Consider the following 16718-nt stretch of genomic DNA (forward strand, 5'->3'; position numbering starts at 1 on the left):
AGCCGGCCCAGGCGGCGCGCGGCAACGGCCCGGCCAGCGAAACCGGCGCGCAACTCTGCCCGCCACGCCGGGAAAGTCAGCGAGGCAGTGGCGCGCGCAACTGCGTGGCGCGAGCCGAGGGTCAGCGCGCGGCGGCGGGCTTCAGCTCCAGGTGCTGCACCTTCGGTTCGCGCTCGGGCGTGAGCGTGAAGGTGACATCGACGGCGCCCTTCTCGCCGACCAGCTGGAAGGTCCCGCGCAGGCGGTTCTCGGCCTTCATCGGCCCCACTGACACCATCCGCCCGATCGGCACGAGCTGCGTGCGGGCAGCGGCCACCCAGTCCTCGCGCGCGCGGTCCAGGAAGAAGTTCTCCGCCACGATGGCGTTGGTGACATCCGGCGCCCACGTCTGCACCATCTGCGCCACCTGCTGCTGGCGCTGCGCCAGCACCGGCGACACCGCGACTGCGCGCGGCCCAAGCGCAGCACGTTCGACCAGCAAATCCAGCACCCGCGCCGTTGGCGCATACACCGGCGCATACCGCAGGTTCGCAAACGCGAACACACCCACGCCGTAGTCCGGCGCAAAGCGATACTGGCTCCCATACCCCGGCAGTCCGCCGGAATGCCCGACGGTGACCACGTTGCGGCTGTCGCGCGTCCAATTCAGGCCGTCGGCGTAGAAGTTGGTCTTGGGGTTGGGCGTCTTCTCGTCGCTCATGGTCGCCTTGGACTGGTAGCCCGCGAACACCTGCGGCAGCTGCATCTCGCGCAGGGTGGCGCGGCGCACCGGACCTGGATCGGGCTCGCTGCGTGCAGGCCAGGCGTTCAGATGGAAGGCGACGTAGCGCGCAAAGTCCTCGGCTGTCGTGATCAAGCCACCCATGGCCGCCGCATCGCCATCGTGCAGGATCGGCTCCGCCACCCACGCGTCATGGTCCCAGTGGTAGCCCAAGGCCAGCTTGCCCGGCGCGGCCTGCGTGTATTCCCAGCGCGTGTGCGTCATGCCGAGCGGCTGCAGGATCTGGCGCGTGACGTAATCCTGGAAGCGCATCCCCGCTGCCTTGCTGACCACCTTCCCCAGCAGGACGAATCCGAGATTGCTGTACTCGAATTGCACGCCCGGCGCGTTCGAGAACGACAGGCCCTGGCCGACGAACTGCTCCAGCTGGGCATTGGTCAGGCTCATTTGCCGGTCGCCCCACGGATTGTCCTCGGGCAGGCCGGTGGACATTGTCATCAGGTGGCGAATTGTGAGGACCGGTGAATCGGTGGTCGGCAGCTGCAGGGCTTTCAGCTCCGGCAGCCACTGGGCCACAGGATCGTCCAGCCGCAGTTTGCCCTCGTCGCGCAGCTTGAGGGCGGCCATGGCGACGAAGCTCTTGGTCATGGACGCGATGCGGAATTCGGTCGTCGGCGTCACCGGCGTCTGGTGCGCGATGTCGGCCAGGCCGAGCGTCTTCACGTGCACCAGCTTGCCGTCCAGGACGATGCCATAGACCAGGCCAGGCAGATGCTGCTTGTTCGCCAGGTCCGCGTACAACTTGTCGATCTCGGGCGTGAGCGCTGTGACGCGGGCGGTGCGGTCATCCGGTGTGGGCTGGGCGAGGGCGCCGGTAGCGGACAACGCCAGCAGCACGCCGCACATGTTGCGGCTGAGGGTACGGGTCATGCGGTCTCCTCCATGTTGTTTGGACGAGATTATGCACACCTTGCGCTGTCACTGGGAAACGTACGGCCGGTCGTCCGCGTTCGGTGTTCCAATTCAGGGTTTCGAGGAGAGCGCGATGAGTGAGACCTTCAAGGCGGGCGACAAGGTGGAGTGGCAATCGTCACAGGGCACGGTGCGCGGCACGGTCAAGAAGAAGCTGACCGCGCCCACCGACATCAAGCAGCACCACGTGGCCGCGTCGGCGGACCATCCCGAATACCTGGTGGTGAGCGACAAGACCGGCGCCGAAGCTGCGCACAAGGCGTCCGCGTTGAAGAAGGTGCATTAGCGTACGGACGGCCCGGTCCGCCTGGGGCATCCTGAAGTCATCCATTCAACTTCAGAAGGAGCACATCATGGGCAAGTATTTCCTGGCGTGGATTCTTGGCGTTCCTGGTGTCGTACTGGTGATCCTGTACCTGCTGTTCCATTGATCGCAGGCCATTGCGACCGGCGGAGGCCACGCGGCCTCCGCGATCGCCCGACTGGGCCGCTCAGTCGGTGACGACGTGCCAGGCGTTCATCGCCTTGTCGCCTTCCTTGTCGCCGGCCTTCTTGTCTTTGACGAAGGTGTACAGCGGTTTGCCTTTGTAGGCCAGTTGCTTGGTGCCGTCCGCGCGCGTGATGGCGGAGTAGGGCTCGGCCAGGGTGCCGTCGCCGGCCTGGACCGCGGGCCAGTTCTGCGCGCACTTCTCCACGCACACGCTCTTGCCGCTGTTGGCGGTGTCCTTGTCGAAGGTGTAGACGGTCATGCCGTTGGCGTCGACCAGCATGCCGTTGGCTCTCTTCAGGGGCGCATCAGGGTTCGCAAGCGCAGACGCACTGCACACGGCCAGCAGGACTGCACAGCTCAGAAACGAGGATTTCATCGGTGTCTCCTGTGAAAGGTACATCGGGGAACGGGACTGCAGTCATCCATTCTACGCCCGGCGTTTGCTATGCTGGCAGCTGTTTTCGTACAGGAGCGCCCATCATGGCATCGCTACAGGATCAGTTTTTGAAGGCCGGGCTGGTCAACAAGACCAAGGCCAAGCAAGTCCAGCAGGAAAAGAGCAAGCAGCACAAGATCGATTTGCGCACAGGCACCAAGTCGGTGGACGAGGCCAAGCTGGCCGCGGCGGAACTGCAGCGCCAGAACGCGGAACGGGCGCGCGAGGCCAACGCCCAGCGCGATGCGGCGGCCACGCAGAAGGCCATCATGGCGCAGATCGTGCAGCTGGTGGACAAGAACCGCCAGCCCAAGGGCAATGGCGATATCGCCTACAACTTCACGCACGGGAGCAAGATCGAGCGCATCCACGTGTCGGGGCCGGTGCGCGAGCATCTGGTGGCCGGGCGGCTGGTGATCGTGCGGCTGGGCGAGCGGACGGAACTGGTCCCGCGCGTCATCGCGGAGAAGATTGCGGAGCGCGATGCGGCGCTGGTGGTGCAGGTGAAGAAGGCGGCGGAAGTGGATCCTGACGATCCGTATGCGGCGTACCAGATTCCCGATGACCTGATGTGGTGATCTCGGGCAGGGTCCGCCGGTGGCCCGGCATTGGGAGCCTGTTTAGTAAAAGAAACTAAAATCGCGCTCCAAACCACGGAAAGCGTTGGCGTGGCAGGCGCGCCTTGTTACCTTCGCTTCCATGAAAGCGATCGCGACCGTGCTCGGTGCCGTCCTGAGCGCCACCATTCCTTCCGCGGCGGACCTGCCTGTGCCGCTCGTCTACGATTGCCTGCGCGCCAGCGGCCCCATCACCATCGACGGCCGCCTGGACGACCCAGCCTGGCAGCGCGCCCCCTGGACCACGGACTTCGTCGACATCGAAGGCGACCGCAAGCCGCGCCCGAAATACCGCACCCGCGTGAAGATGCTGTGGGACGACCAGTACCTCTACATCGCCGCCGAGCTGGAAGAGCCGGACGTCAAAGCCACCCTCACGCAGCGCGACTCGGTGATCTTCAAGGACAACGATTTCGAAGTCTTCATCAAGCCCCTGCCGGACACCAGGAGCTACTACGAATTCGAGATCAACGCCCTCAACACCGGCTGGGACCTGTTCCTGCCCAAGCCCTACAAGGAAGACGGCCAGCCGGACAACAGCTGGGACATCGCCGGCCTGAAGACCGCCATCGCCGTGCAGGGCACCCTCAACCAATCCGCAGATAAGGACCGCGGCTGGACCGTCGAAATCGCCTACCCGCTGAGCGCCTTCGCCAGCCGCCAGTCCGTCCCGTTGCCTAAAGACGGCAGCACCTGGCGCATCAACTTCAGCCGCGTGGAATGGACCGCCGGCCAGCCGAAGGAAGACAACTGGGTCTGGACCCCGCAAGGCGAGATCGACATGCATGTGCCGGATCGCTGGGGCACCCTGCGTTTTCGTTCCCAAACCGCTATCAAATCCCCCGAGTTGCGAAATTGACGCAACTTTGTTTAGTAAACAAAACTAAACTTTGTGCCGATTTTGAAAGTTTGTTGAAGTCTCCCTACGTTACTTTGTATAAATTCTCCTGAGCGGAGAGCGGGTTACGCGCAGCAGCGCGCGGCGACAGACCGTTTAGTAATCCCTGCCCGCACCGCCCCTAACAAAGCCCGACGACGGGCTCAACCAGGAGACCCACATGACGTTAAGAACTTCTCTCGCTTCCCGGCAGCCGGTCTGCCACGCCAAGCCGATCGCACTTGCCGTCAGTGCGGCCCTGCTGGCGCTGGCCAACGCGCAGGCCCAGACCGCCGATCCACAAGCGGCCGCGCCATCCGATTCGGCCGCCCCGGCTTCCGTGGTCGTCACGGGCTACCGCTACTCGATCGAGAAGAGCCTCGACCAGAAGCGCAACGCCAACGCCATCGTCGACGTCATCACCGCCGAAGACGTCGGCAAGTTCCCGGACAAGAACGTGGCCGACGCCCTGCAGCGCGTGCCGGGCGTGATCATCGACCGCAGCGGCGGCGAGGGCAAGAACGTGAGCGTGCGCGGCCTGTCCTCGGAACTGACGCTGACCCAGCTGAACGGCAACTACATCGCCACCGCCGAATCGAACGGCGACCCGACCCGCTCGTTCAACTACATGCTGATGCCGTCCAACATGCTCTCCAGCGCGGAGCTGTTCAAGACGCCGGAAGCGCGCATCGACGAAGGCGGCATCGGCGGCACCGTGATCCTGCACACCCGCCGCCCGTTGGACGTGGAATCCAACAGCGGGTTCGTGAACGTGGAAGGCACCCGCGCCGACACCAGCAAGAAGACCGACGGCCAGTTCTCCGGCCAGTACGCCTGGCACGACGAGAGCCGCCGCTTCGGCGTGCTGGTCGGCCTGAGCCAGCAGAAGCGCACCACGCGCACGATGAGCGCGACCACCGAAAACTGGCAGTGGTACGGCGACGACTACGACGCCCACCCGGCCACCGACGTCAACGGCAAGCCGTCGGACCTGACCTCCTACTGGTGGGGCCAGTCCGGCTTCTACGACCAGAACGGCAAGTACTACACCAACTTCATGATGCCGACCTCGGTCAACCTGAACGTGCGCACCGAGGAGCGTGAGCGCAAGGGCGGCCAGCTGACCCTGCAGTTCAAGCCGGTCCGCAACCTGAACCTGACCGCCAACTACTTCCGCTTCGACCTGTCGCAGAACTCGCAGACCAACACGCTCAAGATCCCGGAGTGGAACCTGGCGCGCTACGCGGGCGACGGCAACTGGCCGGGCGGCCGCATGCTGGACGGATTGACCTTCGACCCGAGCGGCACCATCGTCACCGGCGCCAACTACAGCGTCCATCCGGGCAAGACCTACTACTGCAGCGAGGCGCAGGCCGCGGCCGCGGGCCAGAAGCCGGGCGGCTGGGGGCCGGACGACTGCACCATCCCGACTCCGCAAATCACCGGCAGCTACAACCGCGAGAAGGCCAAGTCGCAGACCTTCGACATCGCCGCCGAATGGCGCGGCGAATCGCTGGACGCCGACTTCAAGGCGGGCCGGACCTGGGCCGGCGGCGGCCCGGAGCTGCAGTTCACCATGCCGATCAAGCCGCGCGTGCAGAATGCGGACGGCAGCTGGACCCTGGGTAACTACGCGAGCGCCTGGAGCACCGCCGGCACCCCGACCATGACCTTCTCGCCCGAGCTGATGGCCAACCTGGCCAAGGGCATCGGCGAGATCGACCTCGGCTCGACCTCGTCCTCCTGGACCCGCAACAGCACCAAGCAGAAGTATGCGCAGGCCGACTTCACCTGGCACACCGACAGCAGCTGGCTGGATTCCCTTCAGTTCGGCGCCAAGTACCGCGATGGCGGCACCCACCGCAACACCGGTAACAACTACTGGGTCTGCAAGGGCACCGATCCGAGCAACTACGACAACCGCTACCAGGCGGGCTGCGATTCGTCGGCCAACAAGTTCCAGCCCTCGTTCCTGTACGCGAACTCGCTGGACAGCCTGGCCGGCGGTATCAGCGCCAGTGCCTTCCCGGCGATTAACTACCCGGCCTACATCGCCTACCTGAACCAGACCTACGGTACGATGCAGACCCGCAATGAAGACAACTTTGTATTCAACGTGGACGAGAAGATTTCTGCCGCCTACGTGCAGGCCAACATCAAGACCGAACGCCTGCGCGGCAACGTCGGCCTGCGCTTCGTCCGCACCAAGCAGCACGCGGATTCGACCGACCGCGTCGACAACTACAACGACTACTTCTTCAACGTGAACGGCGCGCCGGCACCGTGCCAGGCAGGCGGCAAGCCGGCTGCGGGCGCACCGGCGGGGTCGGGCTGCGTCAGCGGCTTCACCACGCTGCCGGATTCCACCGCGCACACCCAGTCGTTCGTGGTCAGCTCGCTGGACCGCACCTACAACGACGTGCTGCCGAGCCTGAACCTGGCGTACGACCTGACCCCGGACCTGCTGCTGCGTGCGGCGGCGTCCAAGGTCATCGCCCGCCCGAGCTACGGCGACATCGCGGCGCCGGGTGGCCTGCAGAACTACAGCCAGGAATACGTCAACGACCGCCGCCTGATCGGTGGCGGCGACCAGCAGGGCTGGTTCGGCAGCGGTTCCAACAAGGAACTGGAACCGTACAAGGCCACCCAGTTCGACCTGGGCCTGGAGTGGTACTTCCAGCGCGGCTCGGTGCTGGGCGTGGACGTGTTCCGCAAAAACGTCAGCAACTTCGCGGTGCCGGTGGTGATGAACGTGCCGCTGGTCGTGGGTGGCGAGACGGTCACGGTGCAGAACTACTCGACCAGCGCGGGCGGCCGCAACGGCGTGTCGGAAGGCGTGGAGCTGTATGCGCAGCACACCCTGTCGAACGGCCTCGGCTTCCAGTTCAACTACACGTACAACAAGACCAACCAGGCGGCGATCACCCTGGCGGACGGCACCGATGTCGGCCAGTCCCCGCTGGTGGGCAGCGCCCGCAACCAGACCAACCTGACCGTGTTCTATTCGAACGACAAGGTGCTGGTGCGGGCGTCGTACAACCGCCGCGGCGAAGTGGTTGATGGGCTGCAGAACGGCCTGAACGTGTATGAAGATCCGTACAGCCAGGTGGACCTGAATGCGGCCTACAACATCACCAAGCAGCTGACTTTCACCGCTTCGGTGTTGAACCTGACGCGCCAGGAGGCCCGCTCGCACCTGGGCAGCGACACCAAGGACCGCTTCTACTCCAACGGGTATGCCGGCCGCATCGCGTACATGGGCCTGAACTACAAGTTCTAAAGCCTGTCTTCGTCCTTCCTCGCACAGGGGCGGGGAAGGGCTTTCAGCGGCAGCCGCCGTTCCCCCTTCGGCGGCTGCCGTCTTCTTTGCTCTTTGCAAGGAGTCGCGGCATGGACTCGCAACGTATCAGCAGTATTACGGTCATTGGTGGCGGCAGCGCGGGCTGGATGGCGGCGGCCGCCATCGCCACTTATCTGGGCCGGTCGTGCACCGTGAGGCTGGTGGAGTCGGAAGAGATCGGCATCGTCGGCGTCGGTGAGGCCAGCGTGCCGCACATCCGGCTGTTCAACGGGCAGTGGCTGGGCATCGACGAGGCGGAGTTCGTCAAGCGCACCCAGGCCACCGTCAAGCTGGGCATTCAATTCAACGACTGGAGCCGGATTGGCGACAGTTACATCCACGGCTTCGGTGCCATCGGACGGTCGCTGGGGCCGTTGCCGTTTCATCAGTTTTGGTTGAAGCTGTTTCTCTCCGGGCGTGCGGGGCCGATAGGCGCGTATTCGCCGCAGACGGTCATGGCGCCGCTGGGCAAATTTGCGCCGCGGGACCGCAACGCGGCTCCGGGGACGCCGCTGGCCGATATCGCCTATGCCTACCACTTCGACGCGACCTTGTATGCGCGCTACCTGCGCGAGCTGGGCGAGCAGCGGGGTGTGCAGCGGATCGAGGGCAAGATCGTCAGCGTGCAGCAGCGTGCTGACGATGGGTTCATCGAATCGGTGACGCTGGAGAGCGGGCAGGTGATCGGGGGCGAACTGTTCATCGACTGCTCGGGGTTTCGCGGGCTGCTGATCGAGCAGACTTTGAAGACCGGATACCACGACTGGTCGCACTGGCTGCCGTGCGACCGGGCGATGGCGGTGCCGAGCGCCCGGGTTGATCCGATTACGCCATACACGCAGTCGTCGGCGCGGCCGGCGGGGTGGCAGTGGCGGATTCCGCTGCAGCACCGCGTGGGCAATGGGTATGTGTATTCGAGCCAGCACATCAGCGATGACGAGGCGGCGGCGACCTTGTTGTCTCACCTCGATGGGGAGGCGCTGGCGGAGCCGCGCGCCCTGCGCTTTACCACGGGCGTGCGGCGCAAGTGCTGGAACAAGAATGTCGTGGCGCTGGGGCTGGCGAGCGGGTTTCTGGAGCCGCTGGAGTCGACCTCCATTTATTTGGCACAGTCGGGGGTGACGCGGCTGCTCAGTTTGTTCCCGGGACGGGATTTCAATCCGCTGCTGGTTGACCGGTTCAACCGGGAGTCCGAATTCGAGTATGAGCGGATTCGGGATTTCCTGATCCTGCACTATCACGCGACAGAGCGGGACGATACGCCGTTCTGGGACTATTGCCGGACGATGTCGATTCCGGACAGCTTGCGGGAGACGATGGACTTGTTCCGCGCGGATGGACGGTACTTCCGCAATGGGGAGGATTTCTTCGCGCTGCCGAGCTGGGTGCAGGTGATGCTGGGGCAGCGCATCGTGCCGCGCGGGTATCATCCCATCGTGGACGAGATGCCGGAGGAGCGGCTGGTCGAGCATGTCGAGGGCATGCGGCGCTCCCTTGCCGACGCCGTCGCCACCATGCCGAGCCACCAGGAGTGGATCGACCGCTACTGGAAAGCGCCCGCGCCATGACGGCACAGCGCCACTTCGCTCCGTCGACGCGCCGAGCCGTCGCCGCCGCTCCGCATGCTGCGGTCCTGAGCGGGGTCGTCGCGCTGGTCGCCGCACTGGGCGGGTGGCGCCGCTGCGTCTCCTTCTTGCTCGCGCTGTGGATTGCGCTGACGGCCGCCACCGCCGCGGCGGCCGCGTCGGACGATTTGGTCATCAGCAAAGCCTGGAACTTTCGGCTGCTGCCGGGTGGCGCGCAAGTGACGGCGCATCCGGAGGCGGCCGGCTGGCACGCTGCCACCGTCCCCGGCACCGTCCACACCGACCTGCTGGCGAACAAGCTGATCGCCGATCCCTACGTCGGCGCCCCCGAAGCCAGGCTGCAGTGGATCGGCCTCGCGGACTGGGAATACCGGACCTCCTTCGATGCATCGGCCAGCGTCCTGGCCGCGCCGCGTGCCGACCTCGTCTTCCCCGCCCTCGACACCTTCGCCGAAGTGTGGCTCAACGGGACTCGCATCCTGGATGCCACCAACGCCTTCCGCACCTGGCGCGTGCCCGTGCAAGGCCAGCTGCGCGCGCGGGACAATGAACTGCGCATCGTCTTCCGCTCCCCGATTGCCAAGATGCTGCCGCAAGTGCAGGCGATGCCGCTCAAGCTGGCCGGCAATTACCCATCCCCCTACGGCGATGAGCCGAAGGACGCGATGACTGCCAACTTCGTCCGCAAGCCCGGCTACCACTACGGCTGGGACTGGGGGCCGCGCTACGTTACCGCCGGGATCGGCCAGCCCATCACGTTGCAAACCTGGAGCACCGCCCGCATCGCCAACCTGCATCTGCGCCAGGACCGTGTGAACGCCGACAAGGCCGACCTCACCGCCATCTCCACCACTGACGCCGCTCGACCGGGCGGGTATGAAGTGCGCCTCTGGCAAATCGCCCCAAACGGCAAGCGCACCCTGGCTGCCCAACGCCGCGTCGACCTGAGCGCCGGCGAAAACCGCATCGAACTCCCGCTCCACATCGCCCATCCGCAGCGCTGGTACCCCAACGGTTACGGCGCGCAACCTCTGTACCGCTACGAGCTGACCCTCAGTACCGGCGGCGCGCCGGTGGCGAGCGCTACAGCCCGCACCGGCCTGCGCACCATCGAACTGCACCGCGAGCCCGACGCCAAAGGCCGCAGCTTCTATTTCGCTGTGAACGGCAGCCCCGTGTTCGCCAAAGGCGCCAACAGCATCCCCTTCGACATGTTCCAGCCACGCGTGACCAAAGCGCAGTTGCGCCGCGTCCTGCAATCCGCGCGCGACGCCAACATGAACATGCTGCGCAGCTGGGGCGGCGGCTATTACGAGAGCGACGATTTCTTCGACCTCGCAGACGAGCTCGGTCTGCTCGTGTGGCAGGACTTCATGTTCGGCGGCGGCATGCAGCCCGCGTATGACGACGCCTTCCGCGCCAATGTCGTGGCCGAAGCGCGCGACCAGGTGCGCCGGCTGCGCAACCACCCGAGTGTGGCGCTCTGGTGCGGCAACAACGAAGAAGAGATCGCCTGGAAGTACTGGGGGCCGGGTAAGGAGATGGCGCAGGCCGATCCGGCTTTTGCTTCGAAGGTCTGGAGTGGTTACGTGCAGCTGTTCGGCACCGATCTGCGCAAGGTCGTCGCGGAAGAAGGCGGTGGCATCGCCTACTGGGCCAGTTCGCCGAGCGACGACCTGGCGGAGGCCGCCAACACGTCTGCCAGCGGAGACATGCACCATTGGGAGGTGTGGGGCAACCCCGCCTACCCGCCAACGAAGTACCTGGAGATCACGCCGCGGTTCATGTCCGAGTATGGCTTGCAGGCGTGGCCGGTGCAGCGCACGGTCGATGCGTTTGCGCAGCGTGACGAACAGGGCCTGGCCACGCCGGTGATCGAAGCCCATCAAAAGTTCTTGGCCGGGAAGGGCAACGAACGGCTGATGAAGTATGTGGAGGCCGAGTTCGGCGTACCAGCGGATTTCGCCGAGTTCATCTACCTGAGCCAGGTGATGCAGGCCGAGGGCATTGAACTGGCCGCGCTGCACCACCGCGCCAGCCGGCCGTACACGATGGGTTCGCTGTATTGGCAGCTGAACGACGTGTGGCCGGGGGCGTCGTGGTCCAGCGTCGACTGGTTCGGCCGCTGGAAAGCGCTGCACTTCCACGCCCGCCGCTTCTACGCGCCGGTCGCGGTAGCGGCGCTGCGCAACACTGCCGGCGCCACCGAGGTCAGCCTGCTCAACGACCGCGCGCGCGCCCTGCATGGCGAGCTCCGCCTGCGCGTGCTGACGCTCGATGGCCGCATCCTGCGCGACGAGCGCAAGTTGGTCGAGCTGCCCCCGCTATCCGCTACCCGGCTCGCGCACTACGCTGACGCAGATCTGCTGGGGGGCGCCGACCCGGCGAACACGGTCGCCGTCTTCGACCTACAAGTTCCCGGCGAGTCCCCGTCCCGCGGCGCGGTCTACTTCGCTCCCGCCAAGTCGATCGCCTGGCCCGCTGCCCCGGTCCGCGCCGGTGTGCGCCGCGCAGGCGCCGCCTACGTCCTCGACCTGCATGCCAAAAAATTCGCGCGCGCCCTGTGGATCGACTTCACCGGCCTTGATGCCGAGCTTACCGATAATGCATTGACGCTGCTGCCGGGCGAGCACGTCACCGTGCGCGTCACCTCAGCCGCCACCCTATCCGCGCTGCGCGCCTCCCTGCGCCTTCATTTTTTGCCAAAAAACCGGGGACGTACCCCCTCTCCAGAGCGGGGTACGTCCCCGATTTTGCGAAATGCGCCAAATTATCAGTCAGCGTCTAAGGCTCTGATTTCACGCGCCTTTTGATTATGTGGGCTGCTACTTCATGTGTAAGGAATCGGAGACTCCCTACAGCTCTAAGGCGGGGTACGTCCCCTGTCTGGGAGCGGGGTACGTCCCCGGTGGAAGGTTGTTTACTAAAACGGGCTAAAGATCGGCAGAAATGGCGGGTTTCGTTGACGCTGCCGGAGCGGCTGGGATAAAACCTTGTTTATTAAAACGGTCATTGGAGATGCGGGAATGGATGGGATGACGCTGCGCAGGGGAACGCGCCACGCGGGAGTGCAGCCATGAGCCAAGTCACTCTGCGCGATATCGCGGAACACACCGGCCTGTCGATCGGCACCGTCTCGCGCGCGCTGAAGAACCAGGCGGGGATGACCGAGCAGACCCGCGCCCTGGTGCGCGACGCCGCCCTCCGGCTCGGCTACAACTTCGGCCAGCTGAAGAAGGGCCGCATTCGCCGCATCGCCTTCCTGCTCCACAGCCAGCACAACACGCTCGCGTCCAGCCCGTTCTTCTCGCCTGTCCTGCACGGCGCGGAAGAGGCCTGCCGCCGCGAAGGCATTGCGCTCTCGTTCATCGCGGTCGGCCCGGCGGAGCCCGTCCTCGGCCTGATCCGGCTGCACCAGCCCGACGCCATCCTGTGCGCCGGCTTCTTCGAGCCCGAAGTGCTGAACGTGCTGCATCAGATCGGCAAACCCATCGTGCTGGTCGATATGCACCGTCCCAATTTCACCTCCGTCAACCCGGACCACGTGCGCGGCGGCTATCTCGCGGCGCAGCACCTGATCCGCTGCGGCCGCAAGCGCATCGCGATGTTGTCCGGCTCGCTCGCTCACTACAGCATCCAGCAGCGCAACCGCGGCTTCCGCCAAGCGCTGTTCGATGCCAAGGTTCACGCGGACCCGGACCTGGAAGTCATCGTCCCGGCCCTCGGCGAAGGCGACGACGGTGTCATCGAAGCCATGCAGACCCTGCTCAGCCTGCCCAAGCGGCCGGACGCGGCGTTCTGCTACAACGACAGCACCGCCCTGGTCGCCATGAAGTACTGCCTGGCCGAAGGCATGAAGATCCCGCATGACGTCGCCATCGTCGGCTTCGACGATATCGATGCCGCGGCCGCCGCCATTCCGCCGCTCAGCACCGTGCGCGTCGACAAGCCCGCGCTCGGCCGCGCCGGCGTCGAGCTGCTGCTGCAGCAGGCGGAATCCCCCACCAAGATCACCCTGCCGGTCGAACTCATCGTGCGCGAAAGCAGCTGCGACGACTAGCCTTTCTCACCTGCCCACCCATGTCCCACTTCCCCGACTTCCGCAACCCGGCCGTGCTGCTGGACCACGCGCGCCACACCATGCGCTTCTATCACCCGCGCGCCATCGACCCGGCCGGCGGCATGTACCACTACTTCCTCGATGACGGCACCGTCTACGACGCCGCCCACCGCCACCTGGTCAGCAGCACGCGCTTCGTGTTCACCTACGCGATGGCCTACCGTCACTTCCACGACCCGGCCTATCTCGATGGCGCCCGCCACGCCGTGCGTTTCCTGCGCGAGGCCCACCGCGCTCCAGACGGCGACGGCTACGCCTGGATGCTGAACGGCCGCGTCATCGAAGACGGCACCCAGCACGCGTACGGCGAGGCCTTCGTGCTGCTGGCCTACGCGCACGCCGCCATGGCGGGCATCGACGAAGCCCGCCCCTGGATCGCGGAAACCTTCGAGCTGATGGAGCGCCGCTTCTGGGACGCCGCCAACGGCCTGTACGCCGACGAAGCCAGCCAGGACTGGTCCGTGCGCTCCACCTACCGCGGCCAGAACGCCAACATGCACGCCTGCGAAGCGCTGCAAGCCGCCTACCTGGCCACCGGTGAGCGCCGCTACCTGGAGCGCGCCTACACGATTGCCTTCAACATCACCCAGCGCCAGGCGCAGCGTTGCGGCGGGCTGATCTGGGAGCACTACAACACTGACTGGCAGCCGGACTGGCGCTTCAACTTCGACGACCCGGCCAACCTGTTCCGTCCCTGGGGCTACCAGCCCGGCCACTTCACCGAATGGTCCAAGCTGCTTTTGCAACTGGAACAGAAGGCCACCGGCGTCCTCGAGCACGATCTGGCCTGGCTGCGCCCGACCGCCGAGCGCTTCTTCCAGGTCGCGGTCGAAAAAGGCTGGGACCAGGATCACGGTGGCCTGTGCTACTCGTTGGCACCCGACCTGAGCATCTGCGACCCGCACAAGTACTTCTGGGTGCAGGCTGAGAGCGCCGCCGCTGCCGCCATGCTGGCCCAGCGCACCGGCGACGACAGCTACTGGACCTGGTACCAGCGCCTCTGGGAATACAGCTGGACCCACATGGTCGATCACGAGCACGGCGCCTGGTACCGCATCCTGGATCGCCAGAACCGCAAGCTGAGCAACGAAAAGAGCCCGGCCGGCAAGGTCGACTACCACACCATGGGCGCCTGCTACGACATCGTCGGCGTGCTCGGGAGGCCAGACCATGCATGACGCCCCCGTGATGCTGTGCGCCGGCGAGGCGCTCACCGACCTGATCCACCAAGGCCACGAGCAGTGGGTCAGCCGCACCGGCGGCTCGGTCTGGAACGTGGCGCGCGCGCTGGCGGTGCTGGGCGAGCGCATCGCCTTCGCGGGCGCCATCAGCCGTGACCGTTTTGGCGATGCCCTCTGGGCCGCCAGCGAAGACGTCGGCCTGGACCTGCGCCTGCTGCAGCGCGTGGCCAAGTCGCCGCTGCTGGCCGTGGTGGAGCAGGGCGAGCCGCCGCGCTACTTCTTCATCGGCGATGACAGCGCCGACCTGCATTTCGATGCCTCGCAATTCCCCGAAGGCTGGTCGGCCAACCTGCGCTGGGCCCACTTCGGCGGCATCAGCCTGGCGCGCCAGCCGCTGGCGCGCAAACTGGTCGACCTGGCTGCGCAGCTGAAGGCGCAGGGCGTGTCCATCAGCTACGACCCCAACTACCGCAACCTGATGGACGCGGCCTACACGCCCACCCTGCAGCGCATGGCCGCGCTGGCGGACGTGATCAAGGTCTCGGACGACGACCTGCGCGGCCTGTACCCAGGCGTGGCGCTCGATGACGCCCTGCGCCAGATCCGCTCCCACAACCCCGCCGCCCTCTGCCTGCTGACACGCGGCGGCCAGGGCGCAAGCCTGCTGAGAGGCGCCGACCGCGCCGATGCTCGCGCGCCCGCCGTCACCGTGGCCGACACCGTCGGCGCCGGCGATGCCAGCGTCGCGGGCCTGCTGCACAGCCTCGCGCAGCACCCACAGCGTTCCTTGCAGTCGCACCTGCACGCCGCCTTGGCCGCCGGTTCGGCCGCCTGCCTGCAACCCGGCGCCACCCCGCCGCATCCGCAATCCATGCATCAATTATTCGAACAGCTTGAAGGAGACGCATCGTGATGAGCCGCACCCAGTTCGCCCCGTTTCAATTGGCCCTGCGTGGCCTGTGCATCGCCGCCCTGGCCTTCCCCGCGCTGGCGCATGCCGCTCCGGCCGCACCCGCGCACCCTTCCGCAAGAACCGTACTGGCCAGGCAGGACGCCCTGGCGCCCGTGACCGACGCCCAAGCCGCCGTCCTGGCGCAGCGCGTGAAGGACGAGATGCGCCACGCCTGGCAAGGCTACAAGCAGTACGCCTGGGGCCACGATGCGCTCAAGCCGCTGAGCAAAGGCGCGCATGACTGGTACGCCCAGTCGCTGCTGATGACGCCCGTCGACGCACTGGACACCCTGGTCATCATGGGCCTGAAGGACGAAGCCAGCGAGGCCCGCGAATTGATCGCCACGCGCCTGAACTTCGACCAGGACATGTACGTGCAAAACTTCGAGATCACCATCCGCCTGCTGGGCGGCCTGCTCTCGGCCTACCAGCTGACCAACGACGAGCGCCTGCTGGCCAAGGCGCAGGACTTGGGCCAGCGCCTGCTGCCGGTGTTTGAATCGCCGACCGGCATGCCGTACACGCACGTGAATCTCCATTCCGGCAAGGTGCGCGGCAACGTGAGCAACCCGGCCGAAACGGGCACGCTGCTGCTGGAATTCGGGATGCTGAGCCGCCTGACCGGCAACCCGGTCTACTTCGACAAGGCCAAGCGCGCGCTGGTGGAAACCTACAAGCGCGCCGCGCCGAATGGCCTGGTCGGTTCGGCCATTAACGTCGAAACTGGCAAGTGGGTAAGCACCGAGGCACACATCGGCGGCGCCATCGACTCCTACTACGAATACCTCTACAAGTGCTACCGGCTGTTCGGCGACCAGGAATGCAAGGCAATGTGGGATCACAGCATCGCGGGCATCAATTCCGTGCTCGTGGATACCAGCCACGGTGGCCTGTGGTACGGCCACTCGGACATGAACACGGGTAAGCGTCTCAAGACCCAGTACGGTGCGCTGGACGCCTTCATGCCCGCGCTGCTGGCCGTGAGCGGCGACCTGCCGCGCGCCAAGGCGTTGCAGGAGAATGGCCTGCGCATGTGGCGCGTGGCGGGCATCGAGCCGGAGGACCTGGACTACGCAAAGATGAAGGTGCTGAACGGCGGCTATGCGCTGCGCCCGGAGATCATCGAGTCGGCCTACTACCTGTATCACTACACGGGCGACACGCGCTACCGCGCCATGGGTCGGGAATTCTTCGAAGACTTTGTGAAGCACTGCCGCACCAACGCGGGCTTCGCAGCACTGAAAGATGTGCGCACCAAGCAGAAGGCGGATTCGATGGAAAGCTTTGTCTTTGCCGAGACCTTCAAGTACTACTACCTGCTGTTCGCGCCCAAGGCGGCGCTGGACTTCGATGCGGTGACGTTCAACACCGAGGCGCATCCGCTGCGTGTTCCCGCCGCCCCAGCCGCCTCTCGCTAAGGATCGTT

The 16718-nt window shown here is 65.7% G+C and carries 12 protein-coding genes; 10 read left to right on the plus strand and 2 right to left on the minus strand.

Annotated elements, in window-relative coordinates; genetic code table 11:
* Nucleotides 1–121: 121 nt before the first annotated feature.
* Nucleotides 122–1651, minus strand: a complete 1530-nt coding sequence (locus tag E4L96_RS06010) for a serine hydrolase domain-containing protein (protein WP_135206312.1) — start codon at nt 1649–1651, stop codon at nt 122–124.
* A 115-nt stretch (nt 1652–1766) separates the two neighbouring features.
* Here E4L96_RS06010 and E4L96_RS06015 point away from each other — a divergent pair, with 115 nt between their 5' ends.
* Nucleotides 1767–1979, plus strand: a complete 213-nt coding sequence (locus tag E4L96_RS06015; protein ID WP_135206313.1) for a hypervirulence associated TUDOR domain-containing protein — start codon at nt 1767–1769, stop codon at nt 1977–1979.
* 205 nt (nt 1980–2184) lie between these two features.
* On the opposite strand, the gene E4L96_RS06020 is transcribed toward E4L96_RS06015, so the two are convergent.
* Nucleotides 2185–2559 (minus strand): COG4315 family predicted lipoprotein, encoded by a 375-nt coding sequence (locus tag E4L96_RS06020; RefSeq protein ID WP_135206314.1) that lies wholly within the window; start codon nt 2557–2559, stop codon nt 2185–2187.
* A gap of 104 nt (nt 2560–2663) precedes the next feature.
* On the opposite strand from E4L96_RS06020, the gene E4L96_RS06025 reads away from it, so the two are divergent.
* From E4L96_RS06025 to E4L96_RS06065, 9 genes are all read left to right on the plus strand, one after another.
* Nucleotides 2664–3197: a DUF2058 domain-containing protein gene (locus E4L96_RS06025; RefSeq protein ID WP_135206315.1), complete on the plus strand. Its 534-nt coding sequence runs from the start codon at nt 2664–2666 to the stop codon at nt 3195–3197.
* Between the two features lie 121 nt (nt 3198–3318).
* Nucleotides 3319–4095 carry a carbohydrate-binding family 9-like protein gene (locus E4L96_RS06030; protein WP_135206316.1) on the plus strand — a complete coding sequence of 259 codons (777 nt, stop codon included), beginning with the start codon at nt 3319–3321 and terminating at the stop codon, nt 4093–4095.
* Between the two features lie 199 nt (nt 4096–4294).
* On the plus strand, nt 4295–7393 hold the full coding sequence (locus tag E4L96_RS06035; RefSeq protein ID WP_135206317.1) for a TonB-dependent receptor: 3099 nt from the start codon (nt 4295–4297) through the stop codon (nt 7391–7393).
* Between the two features lie 110 nt (nt 7394–7503).
* A complete protein-coding gene (locus E4L96_RS06040; protein ID WP_135206318.1) occupies nt 7504–9021 on the plus strand; it encodes a tryptophan halogenase family protein in 1518 nt (505 codons plus the stop codon).
* Nucleotides 9018–11852, plus strand: coding sequence for a beta-mannosidase (locus tag E4L96_RS06045; protein WP_135206319.1), 2835 nt, complete (start codon nt 9018–9020; stop codon nt 11850–11852). The genes E4L96_RS06040 and E4L96_RS06045 overlap by 4 nt, the downstream gene beginning before the upstream one ends.
* Nucleotides 11853–12115: 263 nt before the next feature.
* Nucleotides 12116–13099, plus strand: a complete 984-nt coding sequence (locus E4L96_RS06050) for a LacI family DNA-binding transcriptional regulator (RefSeq protein WP_135206320.1) — start codon at nt 12116–12118, stop codon at nt 13097–13099.
* A 20-nt stretch (nt 13100–13119) separates the two neighbouring features.
* A complete protein-coding gene (locus E4L96_RS06055) occupies nt 13120–14337 on the plus strand; it encodes an AGE family epimerase/isomerase (RefSeq protein WP_135206321.1) in 1218 nt (405 codons plus the stop codon).
* The gene (locus tag E4L96_RS06060) at nt 14330–15253 is read left to right on the plus strand and encodes a carbohydrate kinase family protein (RefSeq protein WP_135206322.1); all 924 of its coding nucleotides are present in this window, start codon (nt 14330–14332) and stop codon (nt 15251–15253) included. The genes E4L96_RS06055 and E4L96_RS06060 overlap by 8 nt, the downstream gene beginning before the upstream one ends.
* A complete protein-coding gene (locus tag E4L96_RS06065) occupies nt 15253–16710 on the plus strand; it encodes a glycoside hydrolase family 47 protein (protein WP_135206349.1) in 1458 nt (485 codons plus the stop codon). Before E4L96_RS06060 ends, E4L96_RS06065 begins: the two co-directional genes overlap by 1 nt.
* Nucleotides 16711–16718: the final 8 nt, after the last annotated feature.

This window comes from Zemynaea arenosa, assembly GCF_004614185.1.
Lineage (GTDB): Bacteria > Pseudomonadota > Gammaproteobacteria > Burkholderiales > Burkholderiaceae_D > Telluria > Telluria arenosa.

Excerpts from the sequence above, each read along its gene's own strand:
- E4L96_RS06010 (WP_135206312.1), bottom strand. The coding sequence starts at position 1,651 with ATGACCCGTACCCTCAGCCGCAACATGTGCGGCGTGCTGCTGGCGTTG.
- E4L96_RS06015 (WP_135206313.1), top strand. The coding sequence starts at position 1,767 with ATGAGTGAGACCTTCAAGGCGGGCGACAAGGTGGAGTGGCAATCGTCA.
- E4L96_RS06020 (WP_135206314.1), bottom strand. The coding sequence starts at position 2,559 with ATGAAATCCTCGTTTCTGAGCTGTGCAGTCCTGCTGGCCGTGTGCAGT.
- E4L96_RS06025 (WP_135206315.1), top strand. The coding sequence starts at position 2,664 with ATGGCATCGCTACAGGATCAGTTTTTGAAGGCCGGGCTGGTCAACAAG.
- E4L96_RS06030 (WP_135206316.1), top strand. The coding sequence starts at position 3,319 with ATGAAAGCGATCGCGACCGTGCTCGGTGCCGTCCTGAGCGCCACCATT.
- E4L96_RS06035 (WP_135206317.1), top strand. The coding sequence starts at position 4,295 with ATGACGTTAAGAACTTCTCTCGCTTCCCGGCAGCCGGTCTGCCACGCC.
- E4L96_RS06040 (WP_135206318.1), top strand. The coding sequence starts at position 7,504 with ATGGACTCGCAACGTATCAGCAGTATTACGGTCATTGGTGGCGGCAGC.
- E4L96_RS06045 (WP_135206319.1), top strand. The coding sequence starts at position 9,018 with ATGACGGCACAGCGCCACTTCGCTCCGTCGACGCGCCGAGCCGTCGCC.
- E4L96_RS06050 (WP_135206320.1), top strand. The coding sequence starts at position 12,116 with ATGAGCCAAGTCACTCTGCGCGATATCGCGGAACACACCGGCCTGTCG.
- E4L96_RS06055 (WP_135206321.1), top strand. The coding sequence starts at position 13,120 with ATGTCCCACTTCCCCGACTTCCGCAACCCGGCCGTGCTGCTGGACCAC.
- E4L96_RS06060 (WP_135206322.1), top strand. The coding sequence starts at position 14,330 with ATGCATGACGCCCCCGTGATGCTGTGCGCCGGCGAGGCGCTCACCGAC.
- E4L96_RS06065 (WP_135206349.1), top strand. The coding sequence starts at position 15,253 with ATGAGCCGCACCCAGTTCGCCCCGTTTCAATTGGCCCTGCGTGGCCTG.